The organism is Streptomyces sp. NPDC001606 (genome assembly GCF_053596835.1).
The window spans coordinates 20,852-43,891 of the sequence record NZ_JBSFHC010000003.1 but is presented as its reverse complement, the minus strand read 5'-3'; the positions used below and the strand labels follow the sequence as shown (position 1 = coordinate 43,891).

Below are 23,040 nucleotides of genomic sequence, written 5' to 3'. Positions count from 1 at the left end.
GTAACGTCGATTGGGTGCGTACCGAACGAAACCTCACCCGGCGTCTGGACCGGGTGTTCGCCAGACTCGACCGTGAGCCGGAACGACCGGCCCACATCGATGTGCCGAGGATGAGCCGGCACCGGGTCGTGCTGTTCTCGGCGACCCTGGCGTTCTACCTGGCGATCATCTGGGCCGTGGTGACCACCTCCTGGCTGGTCCGGCTCGACTGGCAGGTCATGTTCTTCCGGCCGTACCAGCAGTGGCCGCAGATCCACGCCTTCCTCGACTACTACGTGGTGCTCGGCCAGCGCGGCCCGACCGCCGTGATGGTCGCGGCCTGGCTCGGCTGGCGCTCCTGGCGGCAGCACACGCTCCGCCCGCTGCTGAGCCTGGCCGCCTCGCTGCTGCTGCTGAACATGACGGTCGGCGCCGCCAAGTACGGGATGGGGCGGCTCGGTCCGCACTACGCGACCGTCATCGGCTCCAACGAGATGGGCATGGGCGGCGATATATTCCCCAGCGGCCACACCGCCAACGCGGTGGTGACCTGGGGCATCCTGGCGTATCTGGCCTCCACCCCGCGAGCCCGCCGCTGGCTGTCGGCGCTGTCCGCGGTCACCGCGCTCGGCGTCGGCCTCACCACCGTCTACCTCGGTACGCACTGGCTGAGCGATGTGCTCCTCGGCTGGGCCGCGGGTCTGCTGATCCTGCTCGCGCTGCCCTGGCTGGAGCCGCTGATCGCCATGGTGGAGAAGTTCGTCTTCTTCGTGCGCGACCAGATCCGCGACCGGATCCGCCGCCCCGCCCCCGAACCGGTCGTCCCGGTCACCCCGGTGGTGGTCAAGCCGCGCGCCACCCCGGCCGAGCAGCCGACGCCGGCCCGCGAGCCGGTCTCCACCACCAGGGCCTCGCGCGGTCTGGCGCATCTGGCCCCCGGCCCGCACACGAGCCGTGCGGAGCGCACCCCGGTCACCCCGGTGGGCAGCCGCCGCCCGCCGCACGCCGACCGCCACCCCCGCGGCACCACCCAGCCGGCCCGCCCGTGACGGCGGCCTGACGGCCACAGCAGCGCAGTCCGGTACGCACACACCGCACCCCGCGCCCCCAGGGGCGCGGGGAACTGCGCGAGAACCCCGCTCAGCCCTTCCAGGCCCGCACCACCAGTCCCTCCTGCACCTCGAAGTTCAGCCGCCCCACCCGGTACTCCAGGGTGATGACCGTGCCCGGCGCCAGCGCCCGCACCGTCGACCACCCCCGCTCCCGGGCGAGCCGCTCCGCCTCTCCGGCGTCGAGGCCGACGTATCCGTCGGGACTGTCCTGGGGCTCCGCGGACGGAGTGGGAATGGATGCCATACGGCCACGCTAGGCCGCGACCGGCGGTGGCGGAAGCCGAGCCCGCGGGTAAGAGGAGCATCAGAAACCCGTCACACTTGTGTCACAGCTTGCCGACACGCGTTTCCGCCGAACTCCGTCACACGTACGAGGGTTTCCGTACCGCCCACCGGCGCAATCCAGCCGAATTCACGCCTGCCCCGGAGCCGTCCCGAATTGGCCCGCGGAAAGCCGCTCACGCACGGATCGGGCGGGCTCCGCGGCGTGATTCCCCGCGCAATCCGCTGCTATGCCGGGCGAGCTGACACCGCATAGGAAATTCACGGATCGAGCACACGGGCGGCGGCCGCCGAACGCGCACGCGCCCCGCGCGCCGCCGGTGCGGGCGGGGCGTGGGGCGCGGGGCGCGTCGGCCGGTCAGAGGGCCAGGCGCTGGCCGGGCACGATCAGGTTCGGGTCGTCCCCGATGACGGCCCTGTTGGCGGCGTAGAGGCGCTGCCAGCTGGTGCCGTGCCGGGCGGCGATGGCGCTCAGCGTGTCGCCCTCGCGGACCGTGTAGTCGCCGCGGGACGCGCCGCGGTTGATGTGCTCGGACGGGCGTTCGGGTGCCGCGCGCCAGGTCTGTTCCTGGGCGTGGGACTTCGTCGGCACGCTCTGCCGCGTGGTCGAGTGGTGGGTGGTGGCCGTACCGGAGGAACCGGTGGTCTCGGCCGCCGGGGCGGCGCCGGAGGCACCGGCGCGGCCCGAGCAGACCGGCCAGGCGCCCCAGCCCTGGGACTGCTGAACCCTGGTGGCGACGGCGATCTGCGCGCTTCTCGAGGCCTGGTCGGCCGTCGGGGCGTAGGCGGTGCCGCCGTACGCGCGCCAGGTGCCGGCGGAGAACTGGAGCCCGCCGTAGTAGCCGTTGCCGGTGTTGATGTGCCAGTTGCCGCCGCTCTCGCACTGGGCGATGCGGTCCCACACCCCGTTGTCCGCCGCGGCGGCGTTGCCGGTCGCGGCCAGCAGCCCCAGCGGGGCCAGCAGCGCGGCTCCGGCGAGCGCGGCCGTCGTACGGCCCTTGCGGGCGCTGTCGACGCGGGCGGTGCTACGGGTGGTATCGGCACACTCGGACATGTAATTCCCTCTCCACGTACCCGGGTTCCCCCCAGGCGGAGCGCGCCTTGCCACGCATGACCGTGGTTCGCCGCGCCCGCCCCGTCCATCGCGGCCGGACCTGGCGGTCGTGCTCTGCCTGGTGCCGGCCGGCGGACGTACCCGAGCGGTGCTCGTTGCACACGGCGGAGGAATGTAGGGAGGTTGAGCGATGGTCATCAACCAACGCCCCGTCGGGCCAGGCCAGTTGGGCGTTACCGCGGGTATCGGCGATTTTCGGCCACCCACTTCATCCCCTGTTTTCATGATTTGTCGACCACTCGCCGAAGCGGCCTGTGACCCACTTCACCCATTCAAGTTCCTTGACGGCACGAAGAGTTGACGCTGCGTTCCGAAATCCTTACCTACGGTGATCACCAGCCGGAGCTGAGGGGAACCTGATCCGTGTCGAGCGTGACTCCCACCACAGGACGCCCGTTGTCATCTTCATGAGCCCGGAACCCCGGGGCTCATCGGCCGGGAGCCACCCGGCCGACCCAGCACGCATCCCGAGGGAGCCACCCGTGCCGCGCATGCTCGACGTCAGTGACGCCGTACGCGCCGAGATCGGCGACGAAGAAGCCGACCGGCTGCTCGCCGGAGAGAACGCCCCGGGCAGTTACGACTGCACGTCCTGTCGCACCCCGGGCGACTCCGAACAGGAGCGCACCAGCACCGTCCTCTTCGTCGGCGAGGAGACCGCCGTCCTCGCCTTCGCCCACGCCGGCTGCCTGCCCTCGCAGGTCGTCCAGGTCACCGAGGAGCAACTCCAGGGCGCCGTCCGCTCCATCGGCGGCGACACCACCCACAGCGAGCCCGAGAAGGCCGTGCCCGAGCAGGCCGTACTCGGCGTGACCAGCGGTCTCGTGCTGATCGAGGGCGAGCTGCACCCCGCGCTCGTCGTCGAGCCGACCTCGGCCATCGTGCGCCCCGGCTCCACCGCGGCCGGTGACGACTTCCTTCCGCTCCTCATCGAGCAGGGCTTCATGCCGGTGACCGAACTGGCCACCGTGCCGCCGGTGCTGCACGGCTGGTCGGTGCTGCTGGCCGTGGGCCAGCTGCACGCGGTCCTCCAGCCGGGCCAGAACGGCGGCCAGCCGGTCGCCTGGTGGCAGGCGCACCAGCCACTCCAGGTCGCCGACAACTGGCGGGCGGCCGCCAACAAGCACCAGCAGGTGCTGATGTTCGCGGCGCCGGTAGGGTCGATCGGCCGGCAGCCGCGAGAGGACCTGCTGCGGGCCGCTCTCGACAAGGCGGCGGCGCAGGGGATGCTGGTGGCGGCCGCGCTGCCCCTCGCGGGTACCTGAGTCGCGGCCACCCGGGTAGCCGTATCTCTTCCCGGGCGCCGTCGTTTGGACATACGTGCACGCATACGACACTTCTCCCCGGCTCTCCTTCTCCTCCGTCCCGTCCGCCCGGATGGCTCACGAGCCTTCCGGGGGACCGTCGGCCACGCCGATCTACGACTCGCTCTACGCGGAGTGGGTCAAGACCTTCCGGACGCTGCCGGGGGACCGCAGCGGCGAGGAGGGGCTGAGGTTCAGCGCCTTCGGGACCATCCCGGACGCCCTGGGCTCCTACGGCGGCCACCGGGCGGGGTCGTTCAGCAGCTCGTACAGCGCCTACAGCGCCGGGGCCTACAGCGCCCGCCAGCAGTCCCAGTCGCAGTGGCAGCGGGTCGGCACGGTCGGGCGGCAACACCAGCACGACACCGGGATGCACCACGTCCCGGCCCCGGCGCTGCCGCCGGGTCCGCGCCGGGGCGTGTGACCGAGGTACGGCGAAGGGCGCCTCCTGGAGACCAGGGGGCGCCCTTCCTGCCGTTGCGGCCTACTTCTTCTTCTGGCCGCGCTTCTCGCGGACCCGCACCGAGATGTGGATCGGGGTGCCCTCGAAGCCGAACTCCTCGCGCAGCCGGCGCTCGATGAAGCGCCGGTAGCCCGCCTCGATGAAGCCGGAGGCGAAGAGCACGAACCGCGGGGGCTTGGTGCCGGCCTGGGTGCCGAACAGGATGCGCGGCTGCTTGCCGCCCCGGATCGGGTGCGGGTGGGCCGAGACCAGCTCGCCGAGGAAGGCGTTGAGGCGGCCGGTGGGGACGCGGGTCTCCCAGCCGGCGAGGGCGGTCTCGATCGCCGGGACCAGCTTCTCCATGTGGCGGCCGGTGCGGGCCGAGACGTTCACCCGCGGGGCCCAGGTGACCTGGCCCAGCTCGGTCTCGATCTCCCGCTCCAGGTAGTAGCGGCGCTCCTCGTCGAGGGTGTCCCACTTGTTGTAGGCGATGACCATGGCGCGGCCCGCCTCGACGGCCATGGTGATGATCCGCTGGTCCTGCACGGAGATGTTCTCGGAGGCGTCGATCAGGACGACCGCGACCTCGGCCTTCTCCACGGCGGCGGCGGTGCGCAGGGAGGCGTAGTAGTCGGCGCCCTGCTGGAGGTGGACGCGCTTGCGGATACCGGCCGTGTCCACGAACTTCCAGGTCTTGCCACCGAGTTCGATGATCTCGTCCACCGGGTCACGGGTGGTGCCCGCCAGCTCGTTGACGACGACCCGCTCCTCGCCGGCCACCTTGTTGAGCAGGGAGGACTTGCCGACGTTCGGGCGGCCGATGAGGGCGATGCGACGCGGGCCGCCGAGCGCGGTGCCGAAGGACTGCTCGGGCGCGTCCGGCAGCACCTCCAGGACGGCGTCGAGCATGTCGCCGGTGCCGCGGCCGTGCAGGGCCGAGACCGGGTGGGGCTCGCCGAGGCCCAGGTTCCACAGGTAGGCGGCGTCGGCCTCGCCGCTCGGGCCGTCGACCTTGTTGGCGCACAGCACGACCGGCTTGCCGGCCTTGCGCAGCAGCCGTACGACCGCCTCGTCGGTGTCGGTGGCGCCGACCTTGGCGTCCACCACGAAGACGACCGCGTCGGCCGCCTCGATGGCGTACTCGGCCTGGGCGGCGACGGAGGCGTCGATGCCGAGGACGTCCTGCTCCCAGCCGCCGGTGTCGACCACCTTGAAGCGGCGGCCGGCCCACTCGGCCTCGTAGGTGACACGGTCACGGGTGACGCCCGGCCGGTCCTCGACCACCGCCTCACGGCGGCCGATCATCCGGTTGACCAGGGTCGACTTGCCGACATTGGGGCGGCCGACGACGGCGAGCACGGGCAGCGGACCGTGGCCCGCCGCCTCGATGGCGCCCTCGACGTCCTCGATGTCGAAGCCCTCTTCCGCGGCGAGCTCCATGAACTCCGCGTACTCGGCGTCGCCGAGAGCCCCGTGCTCGTACTCGTGCGAGCCCTCGGGCTGGATGTCGTCGTTCATGAAGTCCGTACCTCGTTCGTTCGTGGTGATCGGTGGACCGGCCCGGGGAGCTGATCCACTACTCAAGTGTCGCCTAGCGCCCGGTCAGGCGCCTGGCGTTTTCCAGGTGGCCGGTGAGCTGCTTCTGGATGCGCTCGGTCGCCTCGTCCAGGGCCTTGCGGGTGCGCCGTCCGCTGCCGTCGCCCGCCTCGAAGGGGTCGCCGAAGACGACGTCGACGCGGGAGCGCAGCGGGGGCAGTCCCTTTATCAACCGTCCGCGCCGCTCGGAGCTTCCCAGCACGGCGACGGGCACGATCGGCGCCCCGCCGCGCACCGCGAAGTAGGCGAGCCCGGCGCGCAGCGAGGCGAAGTCGCCCTCGCCCCGGGTGCCCTCCGGGAAGATGCCCAGCACTCCCCCGGCCTGGAGCACGCCCAGGGCCTGGGAGATCGCGGTGCGGTCGGCGGCGGCGCGGTCCACCTTCAGCTGGCCGATGCCGGTCAGGAAGGGGTCCAGCGGGCCGACGAAGGCTTCCTTCTTGATCAGGAAGTGGGTGGGCCGGGGCGCCACGCCCATGACCATCGGTCCGTCGATGTTGTGGGAGTGGTTCACCGCGAAGATCAACGGGCCGGTGGCCGGCACCTTCCAGGCGCCGAACACCCGCGGCTTCCACAGGCCGTACATCAGGCCGACGCCGATGCGCCGGCCGACCTCGGCGCCCCGCTCGGACGGAACGCTCACTTCCCGGCCCGCTTCTCCTCGACCAGGGTGACGACGCACTCGATGACCTGGGCGAGGGTGAGCTCGGTGGTGTCCACCTCGACCGCGTCGTCGGCCTTGGCCAGCGGCGAGGTCTTGCGGCTGGAGTCGGCCGCGTCCCGCTTGATCAGGGCCTCGCGGGTGGCGTGCAGGTCGGCGTTCTTCAGCTCACCGCTGCGGCGGGCGGCGCGGGCCTCCGCGGAGGCGGTGAGGAAGATCTTGAGGTCGGCGTCGGGCAGCACCGTCGTACCGATGTCGCGGCCCTCGACCACGATGCCGTGCTCCGCGCCGGCGGCCAGGGAGCGCTGGAGCTCGGTGATCCGGGTGCGCACCTCGGGCACCGCGCTGACCGCGCTCACCTTGGAGGTGACCTCCTGGGTGCGGATCGGGCCGGACACGTCGACGCCGTCGACCGTGATGGTCGGGGCGGCCGGGTCGGTGCCGGAGACGATCTCCGGCTTGCCGGCGACGGCCGCGATGGCGGTCGGGTCCTCCAGGTCGATGCCGTTGGTCACCATCCACCAGGTGATCGCCCGGTACTGGGCGCCGGTGTCCAGGTAGCTCAGGCCGAGCTGCGCGGCCACGGCCTTCGACGTGCTCGACTTGCCCGTGCCGGAGGGACCGTCGATGGCGACGATCACGGGCTTGGCGGTCGGGGCGGCGCCGTTTTCCACGGGTGGGCACCTTCCTGGTGAAGGGTGGTGGGCGGGGTGCGGGACGCGAGGGCGCCCCGCACAAGGTTACTGGGTCCGGGTGACCCGAACGGACCCCCGCCTCCCGGGCCCGGGCCGCCTACTGCCGCAGCGCCCAGCCCCGCTCCCGCAGCGCGGTGGCCAGCGCCTGGGCCGCCGCCGGCTCGACCGACAGCTGCACCAGACCGGCCTGCTGCCCAGTGGCGTGCTCGATGCGGACGTCCTCGATGTTGACCCCGGCCCGTCCCGCGTCCGCGAAGATGCGGGCCAGCTGGCCGGGCTGGTCGTCGATGAGCACGACGACGGTCTCGTACGCCCGCGGCGCGCTGCCATGCTTGCCGGGTACCCGGACCTGGCCCGCGTTCCCGCGGCGCAGCACGTCCTCGATGCCGGTGCTGCCCAGGCGCCGCTTGTCCTCGTCGGAGGATTGCAGGGCGCGCAGCGCCTGGACGGTCTCGTCCAGGTCGGAGGCGACGTCGGCGAGCAGGTCGGCGACCGGGCCGGGGTTGGCGGAGAGGATGTCGATCCACATCCGCGGGTCGGACGCGGCGATCCGGGTCACGTCCCGGATGCCCTGCCCGCACAGCCGGACGGCCGACTCCTCGGCGTGCTCCAGGCGGGCGGCGACCAGGCTGGAGACCAGGTGGGGCATGTGGGAGACCAGCGCCACCGCGCGGTCGTGGGCGTCGGCGTCCATGACGACCGGGACCGCCCGGCAGTGCGAGACCAGTTCGAGGGCGAGGTTCAGCACCTCGGTGTCGGTGTCCCGGGTCGGGGTGAGCACCCAGGGGCGGCCCTCGAAGAGGTCGCCGGTGGCGGCCAGCGGTCCGGACTTCTCCCGGCCGGACATGGGGTGGGTGCCGATGTAGGCGGTGAGGTCGAGGCCCATCGCCTCCAGCTCCCGGCGCGGGCCGCCCTTGACGCTGGCCACGTCGAGGTAGCCGCGGGCGACGCCCCGGCGCATGGCGTCGGCGAGGACCTGGGCGACATGGGCGGGCGGGGCGGCGACGACCGCCAGGTCGACGGGGCCGTCGGGGGCCTGGTCGGTGCCGGCGCCGAGCGCGGCCGCGGTGCGGGCCTGCTCGGGGTCGTGGTCGGCGAGATGGACGACGACGCCGCGCTGGGCGAGGGCCAGGGCGGCGGAGGTGCCGATCAGGCCGGTTCCGATGACGAGGGCGGTTCTCACTGGGCGATGTCCTTGCGCAGGGCGGCCGCGGCGCCGAGGTAGACGTGGGCGATGTCGGCGCGGGGCCGGTCCGACTCGATGTGGGCCAGGACCCGGACGACGCGGGGCATGGCGCCCTGGATGTCGAGTTCCTGGGCGCAGATCAGCGGGACGTCGACGATGCCGAGCTTGCGGGCGGCGGCGGCCGGGAAGTCGCTGTGCAGGTCGGGGGTGGCCGTGAACCAGATGCTGATCAGGTCGTCGGCGGTCAGTCCGTTCCGCTCCAGGATGGCGGTGAGCAGGGCTCCGACCTGCTCGTCCATGTGTCCGGCCTCGTCCCGCTCGAGTTGGACGGCCCCGCGGACCGCTCGTACCGCCACGGCGCTGCTCCTCGCTGCGATGCGTATGGGTTCTTGGTCCGTCCAGCGTAGTCAGCCCGCGCTGGCCGGGCGCCCGCCGCCCGACCGCTGAGACGATACGAAGGTCCATTTTCGACCGGTTTATTACGTCTGTATGGAGTGGTGACATGACGCAGAGTGCGACACGGCGCACGGTTCTGGCGACGGGGGCGGCGGCGCTCGCCGTGGGCTGCACGGGATGCGGCGGGAGCACGAGCTCGTCCGCCGCGCCGCCCGCGGCCTCGGGCGGCCAGAAGAGCGGACCGACGCTGGCGCGGACCAGCGAGATCCCGGAGGGCGGCGGCAAGATCTTCAAGGACCGCAAGGTGGTGGTCACCCAGCCGTCGAAGGGCCAGTTCAAGGCGTTCTCGGCGATCTGCACCCATATGGGCTGCACGGTGGCCCAGGTCACGAACGGCACGATCGTGTGCCCGTGCCACGGCAGCAAGTACCGCATCGCCGACGGCTCGGTGGTCCAGGGGCCCGCGACCGAGCCGCTCCCCAAGGAGTCGATCAGGGTGGAGGGACATTCGATCCACCTGGCGTGAGGGGCCCGCGTACGCTCCGGGCATGCAGCCGGAGAACCCCGAGGACCTGGTGCGCGAGCACACGATCTACGCCTGTGTCATGGGCTCGCGGGCGTTCGGCCTGGCGACGGAGGCGAGCGACACCGACCGGCGGGGCGTGTTCCTCGCCCCCACTCCCCTGTTCTGGCGGTTCGACAAGCCGCCGACGCATGTGGAGGGGCCGGGCGAGGAGCAGTTCTCCTGGGAGCTGGAGCGGTTCTGCGAGCTGGCGCTGCGCGGCAACCCGAACATCCTGGAGTGCCTGCACTCCCCGCTGGTGGAGCACGTGGACGCCACCGGCCGGGAGCTGCTGGCGCTGCGCGGCGCCTTCCTGTCCCGCCGGGCCCACGACACCTTCACGAGGTACGCCCTCGGCCAGCGCCGCAAGCTGGACGCCGACGTGCGCACGACCGGCGCCCCGCGCTGGAAGCACGCGATGCATCTGCTGCGTCTGCTGCTCAGCGCCCGGGATCTGCTGCGCACCGGCGAGCTGCGGATCGATGTCGGGGACCGGCGCGAGTCGCTGCTGGCGGTGAAGCGGGGCGAGGTGCCGTGGGCGGAGGTCGAGAGGCGGATGGCCCGGCTGGCGGCCGAGACCGAGGAGGCCCTGCGCGGCACCCCGCTGCCGGCGGAGCCGGACCACGCGCGGGTGGCCGACTTCCTGTTCCGGGTGCGCCGGGACTCAGCCCGCGAGGCGCAGCCGGACCACGAAGTCGTGCAGGGCGTCGTGGGCGGTGGGCGCGTCGGGCAGGGCTGAGGCGGCCTGCGCGGTGTCGAGCACGGTGTGCAGCCGCTCCACGTCCGCCTCCACGCGCGCGCGGTCGACCACGGCCGTGCCGTGCTCGCGTTCCCGCTTGGCGGCTATCAGCTCGGGCAGATAGCGGGGAGCGTCCAGCTGGTCCAGGAGTGTGGGCAGATGGGCCTGGATCTCGCCGCTGCGCATCAGGTGGATGCCGGTGAGCAGCACCCTGAACGTGTAGAGCAGCGGCTTGAGTTCGCCGGTCTTCTCGAACAGCCGCCACTGGGTCACCGCGAAGCCGCGGTAGTGGTGGGCGTGGTGGCTGGTGAGGACCCCGGGCGCCAGGGCGGCCAGCTCGCGGTGGGCCTCGCCGGTGTGGACGACGAGGGGCGAGAGCAGCTGCTCCAGCACATAGCCGTTGCGGCGGAGCATGAGCCGTACGAACTTGCGCAGGTCGTGGGTGACGAGGTCCAGTTCGTGGCCGTAGCGCACCCAGGCCCGGGAACGGGTCTCCTCCGGCTCGCGCAGCCCCACCAGGTCCGCGGCGGGCAGCAGATGGACGCCGCGCAGGTCCACGTCGGAGTCCTGCGAGGGGAAGCCGTACAGATGGGCTCCGGAGACGGTCGCGAACAGCAGCGGGTCGGGCTGTTCGGCGACCACGGGCGCAAGGTCGATGTCGAGGTCGTCGATCATGGGATCAAGCGTCCCAGAGCGCTCCCATGGTCAACAGGTCGCCCCGGTGTTCGATCCGCCCGGTCCAGTCGGCCGGCCAGGCGTCCGCACCCAGCCAGGCGCCCGCGAAGGCGCCGGTGAGGCAGGCGATGGAGTCGGAGTCGCCGGCGGTACAGGCGGCCCGGCGCAGGGCGGTGACGGGCTCGTCGGGGAAGAGCAGGAAGCACAGCAGGCCGGTGGCGAGCGCCTCCTCGGCGATCCAGCCCTCGCCGGTGGCCAGGCACGGGTCGGTCTCCGGGGAGACGGTCCGCACGGCCTGCTGGAGCCGGTCGAGGATCGCCAGGCACTCGTCCCAGCCGCGCGCGGCGAAGTGCTCGGGGGTGGGGTCCTGGGAGCGGGTCCACAGGTCGCCGAGCCAGGTGTGGTCGTAGTGGGTGCGGTGGTCGAGCGCGTAGGAGCGCAGGCGCCCGACGAGCCCGGTCGGGTCGGTGCCCTGCGCGAGCAGGTGGACGGCGTGCGCGGTGAGGTCGGAGGCGGCCAGCGCGGTGGGGTGGCCGTGGGTGAGCGCGGCCTGCAACTGGGCGGCGCCCGAGCGCTGGTGGGCGTCGAGGCCGGGGGCGAGGCCGATGGGGGCGACGCGCATGTTGGCGCCGCAGCCCTTGGAGCCGAGCCGGCTGGCGTCCTGCCAGGGGCGGCCCTCCTCCTTGAGCAGGCTGCACGCCGTGAGGCAGGTGTTGCCCGGGGCCCGGTTGTTCTCCGGCGAGTGGTACCAGTCCAGGAACTCCTCGCGCAGCGGCCGCTCCAGCCGCTTCGGCGCGAGGGAGCCCCGCTCCATGGCCGTGGTGAGCGCGCGCCCGAGGGCGAGGGTCATCTGCGTGTCGTCGGAGACCAGGGCCCGGGCCGGCAGCTCCATCTGCCGCCAGGGCCCCCAGGTGGCGAGGATCGAGGGCACGTCGCGGAACTCGGTCGGGTAGCCGAGGGCGTCCCCGAGGGCGAGGCCGAGCAGTGCTCCGGTTGCGGCTTGTTTCGACACGCGATTCACCATCCCCTTTATCGTCACTCTGACAATAAAGGGGATGGTGATCAACCGCAAGCCGCTTTAGAGATCGACTTCCTTCATCAGCATGCCGACCTCGGTGTTGGACAGCCGGCGCAGCCAGCCCGACTTCTGGTCGCCGAGGGTGATCGGCCCGAAGGCGGTGCGCACCAGCTTCTCGACGGGGAAGCCCGCCTCCGCCAGCATCCGGCGCACGATGTGCTTGCGCCCCTCGTGCAGGACCACCTCGACCAGGTAGTTCTTGCCGGTCTGCTCGACCACCCGGAAGTGGTCCGCGCGCGCGTAGCCGTCCTCCAGCTGGATGCCGTCCTTCAGGCGCTTGCCGAGGTCCCGCGGGATCGGGCCGACGATGGCCGCCAGGTAGGTCTTCTTCACGCCGTACTTCGGGTGCGTGAGGCGGTGCGCCAGCTCGCCGTGGTTGGTGAGCAGGATGACGCCCTCGGTCTCGGTGTCCAGCCGGCCGACGTGGAAGAGCCGGGTCTCCCGGTTGGTGACGTAGTCACCGAGGCACTGCCGGCCCTCGGGGTCCTCCATGGTGGAGACGACACCGGCGGGCTTGTTCAGCGAGAAGAACTGGTACGACTGCGTCGCGACCGTCAGCCCGTCGACCTTGACCTCGTCCTTCTCCGGGTCGACCCGGCGGCCCTGCTCGGTCACGATCTCGCCGTTGACCTCGACCCGGGCCTGTTCGATCAGCTCCTCGCAGGCGCGCCGGGAGCCGTAGCCCGCGCGCGCGAGGACCTTCTGGAGCCGCTCGCCCTCCTGCTCGGCGCCCGGGAAGGTCTTGGGCAGCTTGACGTCCTTCTTGCCCGCGTACCGCTCCCGGTTGCGCTCCTCGGCGCGCGTCTCGTACTCACGGGAGGTCGCCGGGACCGAACGGCCGCGCCCCGTGCCCTGGCCCTGCTTGGGGCCGCCCTTGGCGCCGCCGCGCGCCGAGGCGCCGCGCCCCGACTTCGGGCCGTCCTGGGTGGCGCCGGGGCCCACGTCGTAGCGTCGCTCCTCCGGGCGGGGCTTCTTCGGCCGGCCGCCCTGCTTGTCGTCGCGGTTGTTACCGGCGCCGCGGAAATTACCGCGGCCACCGCTGCTCCCGCCGCGGCCGCCGCTGTTGCCACCACGGCTCCCGCCGTTGTTTCCGCTGCTGTTCCTGCCGCTGCTGCTTCGCATCAAAGTTCCGTCTTGTCGTCTGCGTCCTCGGAATCCGGAGCGTCCGGATCGAACGACGGAACCCCTTCCAGTGTCTCGGCCTCGATCGCCGCCGCCTCCGGGAGGAAGGGCGCGAGCTCCGGAAGCTCGTCCAGGCCGCGCAGGCCCATCCGCTCCAGGAAGTAGTTCGTCGTCCTGTACAGGATCGCACCTGTTTCGGGTTCCGCGCCCGCCTCCTCGACCAGACCGCGCTGGAGCAGGGTGCGCATCACACCGTCGCAGTTGACTCCGCGCACGGCGGAGACCCGGCTGCGGCTGACCGGCTGGCGGTAGGCGACCACCGCGAGGGTCTCCAGCGCCGCCTGGGTGAGCCGGGCGGTCTGGCCGTCCAGGACCAGCTTCTCCACGGCCGGGGCGTACTCGGCGCGCGTGTAGAAACGCCAGCCTCCCGCGACGTACCGCAGCTCGAAGCCGCGGCCCTGCGCGGTGTACTCGTCGGCCAGCTCCCGCAGCGCGTCGGCGACCTGGCGCTTCGGCCGCTCCAGGATCCGTGCCAGGTGCTCCTCGGTCGCGGGCTCGTCCACGACCATGAGGACCGCTTCGAGGGCGGGCCTGAGGTCCAGCCCGGCGACCGCGCGCAGCCCGGCCGGGGCGTCGGTGGTCTCGCTCACGGCTTCCTCTCCTTCCCGCCGTCCCCGGAGGCGTCCTGGGGCTCCTTGGGCGGCCTGTCGAACTCGTCGGTGACCATCGGGGCGGCGTCGCCGTCCCCGCCCGTCCAGCGCACGGTCAGCTCCCCGAGGGCGGCCTCCTGCTCCAGCGCCACGGCCTTCTCCCGGTACAGCTCCAGCAGGGCGAGGAACCGCGCCACGACCGTCAGCGTGTCCTCGGTGTCCGCGATCAGCTCGCGGAAGCCGGCCTCGCCCAGCTCGCGCAGCCGGGCCACCACGATCCGGGCCTGCTCCTGCACGCTGACCAGCGGGGCGTGGATGTGCTCGACGTAGACCTGTGGTCTGGGCCTGGGCTGCATCGCCTTGACGGCGAGCTTCGCGAACCCCTCGGGGCCGATGCTGATGACCACCTCGGGCAGCAGCTCGGCGTGCTCGGGTTCGAGACCGACGGTACGGGGGTATCGCCGGGCCTCGTCCTCGATGCGGGCGTTGAAGATGTCGGCGATCTGTTTGTAGGCGCGGTACTGCAACAGCCGCGCGAACAGCAGGTCCCGGGCCTCCAGCAGGGCGAGGTCGGCCTCGTCCTCCACCTCGGCGGCGGGCAGCAGCCGGGCCGCCTTCAGATCCAGCAGCGTGGCCGCCACCACGAGGAACTCGGTCGTCTGGTCCAGGTCCCAGTCCGGCCCCATGGCCCGGATGTGCGCCATGAACTCGTCGGTGACCTTGGACAGGGCGACCTCGGTGACGTCCAGCTTGTGCTTGGAGATCAGCTGGAGGAGCAGGTCGAAAGGCCCCTCGAAGTTGGCAAGCCGCACCTTGAAAACCCCGTCCCGGGCCTCCTCGGGCGCGGCGGCTTCCCCGGATGCCACCGGCTCTTCGGGTAGAACTGGCTCTCCGAATGCGGCCGACCCCTCGGGTGCGGCGGCTTCCCCGGACGCGGCCGACCCCTCCGGCGCGGCGGCTTCTCCGGATACCACCGGCACTCCGGGCAGGACCGCTTCTTCGGGCGCCGTCGACTGCCCCGGCACAACCGGCTCCTCAGGCAGGACCGGCTCTCCGGATGCGGCCGTCTCCCCCCGCGCGGCGGCTTCTCCGGACGCAGTCGGCACTCCGACCGCCAGCTCCTCAGGCGGGACCAGCTCTCCGGACGCGGCCGACCCCTCGGGTGCGGCGGCTTCTCCGGACGCAGCCGGCCCTTCCGGCGCGGCGGCATCTCCGGATGCCACCGGCACCCCGGACGCGGTCGGCGCTTCGGGCGCGACCGGCTCTTCGGGGGCTGGGGCCTCGGGAGGCTCGTCCGGTGGGTCACCGGGTACGGCGCGGCCCCCCGGCCCGCGCCCCAGCGCGCGCCTGCGGCCGGCGCCGGGGCTGGGGGCGGGAGCGTCGTTCGAGGTCATAGCCCTCGCAGGCTACCCCTACCGCCCCCGCAGCCGACGTACGAGGATGCTCGCGTCCCCGCGGGACTCCAGGTCGGCCAGGACCACGGCCACCGCCTCGCGGACGATCCGCCCGCGGTCGACGGCGAGCCCGTGCTCGCCGCGGAGCACGAGCCGGGCGTGCTCCAGATCCATCAGCTCCTCGGCGGACACATACACGGTGATCTTCTCGTCGTGCCGTTCCCGTCCGCTGGGCCGGCGGGCCGCCGCCCGGCCCCGCTTGCGCTGCGGCGCGGCGGCGGCAGAACCTTCCTGCGCCGACTGCCGGCGCGCCGGCCGGGTGCGGGACTCGCCGGTCCCGTCCGGCCCGGCCTCCGCGGCGACATGCTCCGCGCCCTCTCCGTCGCCGCCCTGCACGGGCACCGACGGCGGTACGTCCTCGGCGCCGGCCATGTCGTCGCTCTCCCCGGCGGGAGCCGGCACCCGGGCCTCACCGGCCGAGCGCCGTGGAGCCGACGGCTGGAGCGCCATCCCCCCTGTGGTACGGAAGAGTTCGTCGGCCCCCGGCAGACTCACTCGGCGTGACACCGGGCGAGCACCTCCCTGGCGAGCTGGCGGTAGGCGGCGGCACCGACGGAGTTGGAGGCGTAGGTGGTGATCGGCTCACCGGCGACCGTGGTCTCCGGGAAGCGGACCGTGCGCCCGATGACCGTGTGGTAGACGTGGTCGTCGAACGCCTCGACCACACGGGCCAGGACCTCACGGCTGTGGACCGTGCGCGAGTCGTACATCGTGGCGAGGATGCCGTCCAGTTCCAGCTCGGGGTTGAGCCGCTCCTGGACCTTCTCGATGGTCTCGGTCAGCAACGCGACACCGCGCAGCGCGAAGAACTCGCACTCGAGCGGCACGATGACCTTGTGGGCGGCCGTCAGCGCGTTGACGGTGAGCAGGCCGAGCGAGGGCTGACAGTCGATCACGATGTAGTCGTAGTCCGGCAGCAGCGGCTTCAGGGCGCGCTGGAGCGTCGACTCGCGCGCGACCTCGGAGACCAGCTGGACCTCGGCGGCCGACAGGTCGATGTTGGAGGGCAGCAGGTCCATGTTGGGGACCGCGGTCTTCAGCAGGACCTCGTCCGCGGACATGCCCCGCTCCATGAGCAGGTTGTAGACCGTCAGGTCGAGTTCCATGGGGTTGACGCCGAGACCCACCGACAGCGCGCCCTGCGGGTCGAAGTCCACGAGCAGCACGCGCCGGCCGTACTCCGCGAGCGCGGCACCCAGGTTGATGGTCGACGTCGTCTTGCCGACGCCGCCCTTCTGGTTGCACATCGCGATGATCTTCGCGGGTCCGTGGTCGGTCAGCGGGCCCGGGATCGGGAAGTACGGCAGCGGGCGCCCGGTCGGGCCGATGCGCTCGCGGCGCTGGCGGGCCGCGTCGGGCGCGAGCGTGGCCGCGTACTCCGGATCGGGCTCGTACTCGGCGTCGGGGTCGTAGAAGTGCCCCTCGGGCAGTTCGTCGTAGTCGGCGAAGTGGTTGTGGGGCGCGCCACTTCCGTCGCCGGCCATGGCGTTCACGTGATGGCCATCCATGCTCTGGTGTGCTGTCCGGGCGGTCTGTGTTCCCGGACTCTGGTGGGCTGCGAAGGTGCGCACAGCGACGGAGCCGACAGCCTCGAATCCCGCGGGGCCCTGGCCCCGTGCAGGCATTCCTGGTTGACCACCCCCGGGAGAAAATGTCGACTCATTCACAAGTCGTCTTACCTCCTTGGTGACCAGGAAACTTCTAGACAAGGTCAGCGTGGCACCATGCCGACGGTTGGCGACTCTATGGCGTGTCGGCGGTCCGCAGCAACACAATCCGCCGGACCCGGCCGGATGTGTCGGCAATGAAACATCCCGCTGTCAAGGGCGTACGGCCGTCGCACAGCAGGTTTCACCGGTGTGCGAATCGGTCGAAGGGTTACGTTCGAGGCGAGTTGACCGAGAGCCGCAAAGTGACCATACACACATCCGGCCGGACCTTGTCGGGCAAGGTCCGGCCGGATGCGCGCGGTTGACGAGACGTGTTGACGAATCGCCTTTTGCCTGCTGGTGACTTAGCGACTCACCAGGTCAGGGCGGTGGTCGACCGGGTCAGCCGAGCAGCGTCTCCAGCTCGACGTGCTCCAGGCCGTGGGCCTCGGCGACCTCCTTGTAAACGACCTTGCCGTCATGGGTGTTGAGACCCTTGGCGAGCGCGGCGTCGCGGCGCAGCGCCTCCACCCAGCCGTTGTTGGCGAGCGAGACGATGTACGGCAGCGTCGCGTTGGTGAGGGCGTTGGTGGAGGTGTTCGGCACGGCGCCCGGCATGTTGGCGACGCAGTAGAAGACCGAGTTGTGGACCTGGAAGGTCGGCTCGGCGTGCGTGGTGGGACGGGAGTCCTCGAAGCAGCCGCCCTGGTCGATCGCGATGTCGACAAGGACACTTCCCGGCTTCATGCGGGCCACCAGCTCGTTGGTGACCAGCTTCGGGGCCTTGGCGCCCGGGATGAGGACCGCGCCGATGACGAGGTCGGCCTCGAGGACGGCCTTCTCCAGCTCGAAGGAGTTGGACATGATCGCCTTGACCTTCGTACCGAAGATCTTGTCGGCCTCGCGCAGCTTGTTGATGTCACGGTCGAGCAGGGTGACGTCGAAGCCCATGCCGACGGCGACCTGGGTGGCGTTCCAGCCGGAGACACCGCCGCCGATGACCACGGCCTTCGCCGGGGTCACGCCCGGGACACCGCCGGGCAGCACGCCACGGCCGCCGGCCGCGCGCATCAGGTGGTAGGCGCCGACCTGCGGGGCCAGCCGGCCCGCGACCTCGGACATCGGGGCGAGCAGCGGCAGCGCGCGGCTCGGCAGCTCGACGGTCTCGTAGGCGATCGCGGTGGTGCCGGACTCCAGCAGCGCGTCCGTGCACTCCTTGGAGGCGGCCAGGTGCAGGTAGGTGAAGAGGATCTGGTCCTTGCGGAGGCGGTGGTACTCCTCGGCGATGGGCTCCTTGACCTTCAGCAGCAGGTCGGCGGCGGCCCAGACCTCGTCGGCGGTGTCGAGGATCGCGGCGCCGGCGGAGACGTACTCCTGGTCCGTGATCGAGGAGCCGAGGCCGGCGCCCCGCTCGACGACGACCTGGTGACCGTTGCGCACCAGCTCGTGCACACCGGCGGGGGTGATGGCCACCCGGAACTCGTTGTTCTTGACCTCGCGGGGGATGCCGACCTTCACGTCGATCACGGTCCTTGGCTCAGAGGGTATGGGGGGTGTCATTACATGACATACCCAGGCATGCGGGGGCACACCGGGAGACACCGCAGGAGAACGTGCGGCAGAGCCAGTTTAATGAAGGTGTTCTGGCTGTCTAGCCTTTCATTGCATCAATCTTCACTGGATGCACTGCGGATTTCGCAGGCGATTCCGTCCTGATCCAGTGGTTCACCCGCTTCCGGCGCCTCCTCCTCCAGCATGCGCTCGGCCGCCGCGCGGTGCAGTCGGGCGGCCGCGGGGTCGCCGAGGTGCTCCAGGACGGCGGCCAGCCGCAGCTGGAGCGCGGCCTGCAACCGGACGTCCTCCGCCTGCCGGGCCCACTCCGCCGCCTCCTGGCAGGTGCGCAGCGACTCCTCGGGCCGTCCCGCGTACTCCTGGACCCGGGCGATCTCGCTCAACGCCCGCGCGTGGGCGGCGACATCGCCGCTCTTGCGGTAGCCCGCGGCGGCCGCCCGCCAGTTCCGTACGGCCTCGCCGTACCGGCCCGCGTAGGTGTGCGCGGTGGCGATCCGGCCGTACAGCCGGGCGGCCTCCGCGCGCTCGCCCCGGGCCAGCCGGTCGGACAGCGCGCGCCCGAACCAGTCGGCGGCCCGGTCGTAGTCGCCCAGCTCCAGGTGGGCGCCGCCTACGGATTCCATCGCGCGGCCGGTGGCGTACGGGTCGTTCGCCTGCCGTCCGGCATCCAGGGCGGACCGGTAGCGGGCCAGCGCCTCCCGGGTCCGGCCGGTCTGCGCGTCCAGATCGCCCAGGTTCAGCAGGGCCGCGGCCTTCTCCCGGGCCAGTCCGCGCCGCTCGGCGACATCGAGGACGAGGCCGTGGACGCCGTACAGGTCGGGCGCGGCGGCCTGCGTGCCGACATGCGCCACCAAGGCCCTGACCAGCTGCGACAGCAGCCGTCGGGCGAGGGTGTCCAGCTCGCCGTCGGCCACCGCGAGGCGCGCGGAGGCCAGGAGGGCCGGCCGGCGCACCCGGAGCCATTCGGCGGCCGCGCGGGGGGTCGGGAAGCGCACCGCCGGCTGCATGGCCAGCAGCTTCTCGCGGGACTGCGGGCTGTCCGTCTCGGTGATCGCCCGGCAGGACTGGAGCAGCCGTACCGTCCGCTCCAGCATCCGGGCCCGGGCCAGCTGGAGCTCCGCCGGGCGTTCCCGGCTGCCGGCGAGGGCGCGCAGCAGGGGGTGCAGACAGCCCGGGATGCCGTACTGGGGCAGCGGGGAGTCCACGGCGTGCAGCAGGCCGAGGCCGACGAAGTCGTCCAGGGTGGCGTGGGCGGCCTCGACCGAGCAGCCGGCCAGCGCGGCGGCGGTGTGCGGGTCGACCAGGCCGGCCGGGGCGAGGGAGAGCAGGCGCAGTATCCGGGCGGCCGGGCCGGGCAGCTCGTCGTACACCAGACGGAAGACGCGGGCCAGCGGGGTGCCGTCGGCCCCGGCCTCGGTGTCCGCGTGCAGCCGCTTGGCGAGGTCGGAGACGGCGGCCTGGGGGCGGGCGGCGAGCCAGCCGCCGGCCAGGACGAGCGCGGCCGGGTGGCCGTGGCAGGCCTCGGCCAGGCTCTCCGCCGAGCGCGGGTCGACGGTGATCCGGACGGAGCCGGTGAAACGGGTGAGCAGTTCCACCGCGGACTTGGTGTCCAGCCCGCCCAGGGTGCACGGGCGGACGTCGGCGATGCCGGTGAGCGGGCCGCTGGAGACGGCCACCACCAGGCAGTCGGGGGCGTCCGGGAGCAGGGCGTCGACCTGGTCGGCGCCGGCCGCGTCGTCCAGCAGGAGCAGGACCCGCCGGCCGGTCAGCGCGGTGCGCAGCGCCGCGGTCAGCTCGTCCTCGGCGGCTCCGGCGGGGGCCGGCACCTCCAGCGCGGCGAGCAGGTCGCGGGCGGCCCGCTCGACCGGCACCGGGGTGCCGTCGGGCTCGCTGAGCCGGGCCCGCAGCACCCCGTCCGGGTAGCGGCCGGCGACCTGCCGGACGAGTTCCCCGGCGAGGGCGGTCCGGCCGGAGCCGGGCCGGCCCGCGATGAGCAGCACCCGTGCGCGGGGCGCCTTGCGGCCGGACAGGGTGTCCAGGCCCGCGCGCTCGATGTCGGCGCGCAGCTCCTTCAACTCCCGTGTCCGGCCCAGGAAATGGCCCTCCGCGGCCCCGGACGCCGACAGCCGTACGTCGCCTGTGTCCACCACCTGATCCGTCACGGGCCACACTCCCGTCCCACCGCACGCGCAAGCCCGCCGGATCTTCCGGTACGGGCTTTCCAGAGCCTAGTTCACGCTCTGCGACGTTCCCTGAGGAGCACAGCGGACACATCGCCCGATCGGATCAGGCGATGGTCACACACTTGCGCCGGGAGGGTGAGGCTCAGGCCGTGAAGGGGCGGGCGGGCCAGGGGGCGTCGGCCGGGCGCAGCGCGTCCAGGCCGTCACCGGCGCGGGCGGCCGCCAGGGAGAGGACGCCGACGACGAGGCAGTTGTTGTGCACATCGCCGGCGAGGACCCGGCGCACCAGCTCGTCGACCGGCACGCGCGCGTGCTCCATGTCGGTCTCCTCGTGCTCCGTCGCGAAGCGCTCGCCGTCGGCCTCGGACAGGTCACGGGCGAGGAAGATCCGTACGGCCTCGTCGCAGCCGCCCGGCGTGGTGTACACGTCGGTCAGCACCCGCCAGTCCTCGGCCTTGGCGTGCGCCTCCTCGTACAGCTCGCGCTGCGCGGCGTGCAGCGGGTTCTCGCCGGGCACGTCGAGCAGGCCGGCCGGGATCTCCCACAGCTTCTGCCGCACCGGGTGGCGGTACTGCTTGATCAGCAGCACCCGGTCCTCCTCGTCCAGGGCGAGCACGGCCACCGAGCCCGGGTGGATCTGGTAGTCGCGGCGGACCACCGAGCCGTCGGGCATGACCACCTCGTCCGTCCGGACCGAGGTCTTGTTGCCCACGAAGGGGGTCTCCGTGTTCCGGGTCTCCCACTCCTCCGGGGTGTCCTTGATCGTCATGCCCTGTCCTCCCACGTGCACATACGAAAGCCGGGGTGCTCCCTACTGAGAGGTACGCACCCCGGCCACCGTACAACTGATGTGTTACTTCGACGTCTTCCGCTCGACCGCGGCCTTCACCAGGCCGGCGAAGAGCGGGTGCGGGCGGGTCGGCCGCGAGCGCAGCTCGGGGTGGGCCTGGGTCGCGACCAGGTAGGGGTGGACCTCACGCGGGTACTCCACGTACTCCACCAGCTTGCCGTCCGGGGAGGTGCCCGAGAACTGGATGCCGGCCTTCTTCTCCAGCTCCGCGCGGTAGGCGTTGTTCACCTCGTAGCGGTGGCGGTGGCGCTCCTCGATGTACTCCTTGCCGTCGTACACCTCGCGCACGATCGAGCCCTCGGCCAGCTTCGCCGGGTACATGCCCAGCCGCATGGTGCCGCCCATGTCGCCCTCACCGGCGACGATGTCCAGCTGCTCGGCCATGGTGGAGATCACCGGGTGCGCGGTGGCGGGGTCGAACTCGGTGGAGTTCGCGTCCGCGATGCCGGCCAGGTTGCGCGCCGCCTCGATCACGATGCACTGGAGGCCCAGGCACAGGCCCAGCAGCGGGATCTTGTTCTCCCGGGCGTAGCGGATGGCGCCGACCTTCCCGAGCACACCGCGGTCGCCGAAGCCGCCCGGGATGCAGATGCCGTCGACGTCCGCCAGCTGCGCCTTCGCGCCGGCCGGGGTCTTGCAGTCGTCGGAGGTCACCCACTTGATCTTGACTCGGGCGCGGTTGGCGAAGCCGCCGGCGCGCAGCGCCTCGGTCACCGACAGGTAGGCGTCGGGCAGGTCGATGTACTTGCCGACCAGGGCGAGGGTGATCTCGTGGTCGGGGTTGTGGACCCGGTCCAGCAGGTCGTCCCAGGTCGTCCAGTCCACGTCCCGGAACGGCAGGTCGAGCTTGCGCACCACGTAGGCGTCCAGGCCCTCGGCGTGCACGACCTTGGGGATGTCGTAGATGGAGCGGGCGTCCGGGCAGGCCACCACGGCCGCCTCGTCCACGTCGCACATCAGCGAGATCTTCCGCTTGATCGCGGTCGGCACCTCGCGGTCGCAGCGCAGCACGATCGCGTCCGGCTGGATACCGATGTTGCGCAGCGCCGCCACCGAGTGCTGGGTCGGCTTGGTCTTCAGCTCGCCCGAGGGACCGATGTAGGGCAGCAGCGAGATGTGCACGACGAAGACGTTGTCCCGGCCGACCTCGTGCCGGACCTGGCGGACGGTCTCCAGGAACGGCAGCGACTCGATGTCGCCGACCGTGCCGCCGACCTCGGTGATGACGACGTCGACCTCGTCGGTGGCCATCCGCCGGATGCGGTGCTTGATCTCGTTGGTGATGTGCGGGATCACCTGCACCGTGTCGCCCAGGTACTCGCCCCGGCGCTCCTTGGCGATCACCGTGGAGTACACCTGGCCGGTGGTGACGTTCGCCGAACCGTCCAGGTCACGGTCGAGGAACCGCTCGTAGTGACCGATGTCCAGGTCGGTCTCGGCGCCGTCGTTGGTGACGAACACCTCACCGTGCTGGAACGGGTTCATCGTGCCCGGGTCGACGTTCAGGTACGGGTCGAGCTTCTGCATCACCACGCGCAGACCCCGGGCCTTGAGCAGCATGCCCAGGCTGGAGGCCGTCAGACCCTTGCCGAGCGAGGAGGCGACACCCCCGGTGACGAAGATGTGCTTGGTCGTCGTGGCTGTGCTGTTTCGAAAAGCAGCGGGCGGCATGGCCAAGAGGGGGCTCCCGTGGTCGCTATCTGTCGTGCGGTGCGGCTTCCGGTCCGGAGATTTCCGGGGGC

The 23,040-nt window shown here is 71.9% G+C and carries 23 protein-coding genes; 5 read left to right on the top strand and 18 right to left on the bottom strand.

Features of this window, described 5'->3' with window-relative positions:
• The first annotated feature begins 14 nt into the window (after positions 1-14).
• Entirely contained in the window at positions 15-1,028 is a 1,014-nt protein-coding gene (locus tag ACWCV9_RS07710; protein ID WP_450784745.1) for a phosphatase PAP2 family protein, read from the top strand.
• 91 nt (positions 1,029-1,119) lie between these two features.
• Here ACWCV9_RS07710 and ACWCV9_RS07705 read toward each other — a convergent pair whose 3' ends face one another.
• Both ACWCV9_RS07705 and ACWCV9_RS07700 read right to left on the bottom strand, forming a co-directional pair.
• Positions 1,120-1,335 (bottom strand): I78 family peptidase inhibitor, encoded by a 216-nt coding sequence (locus ACWCV9_RS07705; RefSeq protein WP_450784744.1) that lies wholly within the window; start codon positions 1,333-1,335, stop codon positions 1,120-1,122.
• Positions 1,336-1,731: 396 nt separating this feature from the next.
• Positions 1,732-2,427, bottom strand: coding sequence for a LysM peptidoglycan-binding domain-containing protein (locus tag ACWCV9_RS07700; protein WP_450784743.1), 696 nt, complete (start codon positions 2,425-2,427; stop codon positions 1,732-1,734).
• A gap of 542 nt (positions 2,428-2,969) precedes the next feature.
• Between ACWCV9_RS07700 and ACWCV9_RS07695 the strand changes: the two genes are divergently transcribed.
• Complete coding sequence (locus ACWCV9_RS07695; protein WP_450784742.1) at positions 2,970-3,752, top strand: hypothetical protein; 783 nt, start codon at positions 2,970-2,972, stop codon at positions 3,750-3,752.
• A 55-nt stretch (positions 3,753-3,807) separates the two neighbouring features.
• Complete coding sequence (locus ACWCV9_RS07690; protein ID WP_450784741.1) at positions 3,808-4,215, top strand: hypothetical protein; 408 nt, start codon at positions 3,808-3,810, stop codon at positions 4,213-4,215.
• 60 nt (positions 4,216-4,275) lie between these two features.
• Here the strand turns inward: ACWCV9_RS07690 and der are convergent, their stop codons facing one another.
• The 5 genes from der to aroH form a co-directional block, all read right to left on the bottom strand.
• A complete protein-coding gene (gene der, locus ACWCV9_RS07685; RefSeq protein WP_450784740.1) occupies positions 4,276-5,751 on the bottom strand; it encodes a ribosome biogenesis GTPase Der in 1,476 nt (491 codons plus the stop codon).
• Positions 5,752-5,824: 73 nt separating this feature from the next.
• On the bottom strand, positions 5,825-6,412 hold the full coding sequence (locus ACWCV9_RS07680; protein WP_450785238.1) for a lysophospholipid acyltransferase family protein: 588 nt from the start codon (positions 6,410-6,412) through the stop codon (positions 5,825-5,827).
• Positions 6,413-6,465: 53 nt separating this feature from the next.
• Complete coding sequence (gene cmk, locus ACWCV9_RS07675) at positions 6,466-7,161, bottom strand: (d)CMP kinase (RefSeq protein ID WP_450784739.1); 696 nt, start codon at positions 7,159-7,161, stop codon at positions 6,466-6,468.
• A 118-nt stretch (positions 7,162-7,279) separates the two neighbouring features.
• A complete protein-coding gene (locus ACWCV9_RS07670; protein ID WP_450784738.1) occupies positions 7,280-8,365 on the bottom strand; it encodes a prephenate dehydrogenase in 1,086 nt (361 codons plus the stop codon).
• On the bottom strand, positions 8,362-8,724 hold the full coding sequence (gene aroH / locus ACWCV9_RS07665; RefSeq protein WP_450784737.1) for a chorismate mutase: 363 nt from the start codon (positions 8,722-8,724) through the stop codon (positions 8,362-8,364). Before aroH ends, ACWCV9_RS07670 begins: the two co-directional genes overlap by 4 nt.
• Positions 8,725-8,870: 146 nt before the next feature.
• On the opposite strand from aroH, the gene ACWCV9_RS07660 reads away from it, so the two are divergent.
• Both ACWCV9_RS07660 and ACWCV9_RS07655 read left to right on the top strand, forming a co-directional pair.
• Positions 8,871-9,290 (top strand): Rieske (2Fe-2S) protein, encoded by a 420-nt coding sequence (locus ACWCV9_RS07660; RefSeq protein WP_450784736.1) that lies wholly within the window; start codon positions 8,871-8,873, stop codon positions 9,288-9,290.
• Positions 9,291-9,312: 22 nt separating this feature from the next.
• Entirely contained in the window at positions 9,313-10,065 is a 753-nt protein-coding gene (locus ACWCV9_RS07655) for a nucleotidyltransferase domain-containing protein (protein ID WP_450784735.1), read from the top strand.
• On the opposite strand, the gene ACWCV9_RS07650 is transcribed toward ACWCV9_RS07655, so the two are convergent.
• The 11 genes from ACWCV9_RS07650 to ACWCV9_RS07600 form a co-directional block, all read right to left on the bottom strand.
• A complete protein-coding gene (locus ACWCV9_RS07650) occupies positions 9,991-10,740 on the bottom strand; it encodes a nucleotidyltransferase domain-containing protein (protein WP_450784734.1) in 750 nt (249 codons plus the stop codon). The genes ACWCV9_RS07655 and ACWCV9_RS07650 overlap by 75 nt on opposite strands.
• 4 nt (positions 10,741-10,744) lie before the next feature.
• Positions 10,745-11,764: an ADP-ribosylglycohydrolase family protein gene (locus ACWCV9_RS07645; protein WP_450784733.1), complete on the bottom strand. Its 1,020-nt coding sequence runs from the start codon at positions 11,762-11,764 to the stop codon at positions 10,745-10,747.
• 54 nt (positions 11,765-11,818) lie between these two features.
• Positions 11,819-12,940 carry a pseudouridine synthase gene (locus ACWCV9_RS07640; RefSeq protein WP_450784732.1) on the bottom strand — a complete coding sequence of 374 codons (1,122 nt, stop codon included), beginning with the start codon at positions 12,938-12,940 and terminating at the stop codon, positions 11,819-11,821.
• The gene (gene scpB, locus ACWCV9_RS07635; RefSeq protein ID WP_450785236.1) at positions 12,940-13,509 is read right to left on the bottom strand and encodes an SMC-Scp complex subunit ScpB; all 570 of its coding nucleotides are present in this window, start codon (positions 13,507-13,509) and stop codon (positions 12,940-12,942) included. The genes ACWCV9_RS07640 and scpB overlap by 1 nt, the downstream gene beginning before the upstream one ends.
• A gap of 77 nt (positions 13,510-13,586) precedes the next feature.
• The gene (locus tag ACWCV9_RS07630) at positions 13,587-14,615 is read right to left on the bottom strand and encodes a segregation and condensation protein A (protein WP_450784731.1); all 1,029 of its coding nucleotides are present in this window, start codon (positions 14,613-14,615) and stop codon (positions 13,587-13,589) included.
• A 387-nt stretch (positions 14,616-15,002) separates the two neighbouring features.
• Complete coding sequence (locus tag ACWCV9_RS07625) at positions 15,003-15,551, bottom strand: hypothetical protein (protein WP_385846509.1); 549 nt, start codon at positions 15,549-15,551, stop codon at positions 15,003-15,005.
• The gene (locus tag ACWCV9_RS07620; RefSeq protein ID WP_385846508.1) at positions 15,536-16,669 is read right to left on the bottom strand and encodes a ParA family protein; all 1,134 of its coding nucleotides are present in this window, start codon (positions 16,667-16,669) and stop codon (positions 15,536-15,538) included. Before ACWCV9_RS07620 ends, ACWCV9_RS07625 begins: the two co-directional genes overlap by 16 nt.
• 426 nt (positions 16,670-17,095) lie before the next feature.
• Positions 17,096-18,211: an alanine dehydrogenase gene (gene ald, locus ACWCV9_RS07615; RefSeq protein WP_450785235.1), complete on the bottom strand. Its 1,116-nt coding sequence runs from the start codon at positions 18,209-18,211 to the stop codon at positions 17,096-17,098.
• A 149-nt stretch (positions 18,212-18,360) separates the two neighbouring features.
• Positions 18,361-20,427, bottom strand: a complete 2,067-nt coding sequence (locus ACWCV9_RS07610; RefSeq protein ID WP_450784730.1) for a tetratricopeptide repeat protein — start codon at positions 20,425-20,427, stop codon at positions 18,361-18,363.
• A gap of 163 nt (positions 20,428-20,590) precedes the next feature.
• The gene (locus ACWCV9_RS07605; RefSeq protein ID WP_450784729.1) at positions 20,591-21,217 is read right to left on the bottom strand and encodes an NUDIX domain-containing protein; all 627 of its coding nucleotides are present in this window, start codon (positions 21,215-21,217) and stop codon (positions 20,591-20,593) included.
• Positions 21,218-21,301: 84 nt separating this feature from the next.
• Positions 21,302-22,969, bottom strand: a complete 1,668-nt coding sequence (locus ACWCV9_RS07600; protein ID WP_385846607.1) for a CTP synthase — start codon at positions 22,967-22,969, stop codon at positions 21,302-21,304.
• Positions 22,970-23,040 lie beyond the last annotated feature (71 nt).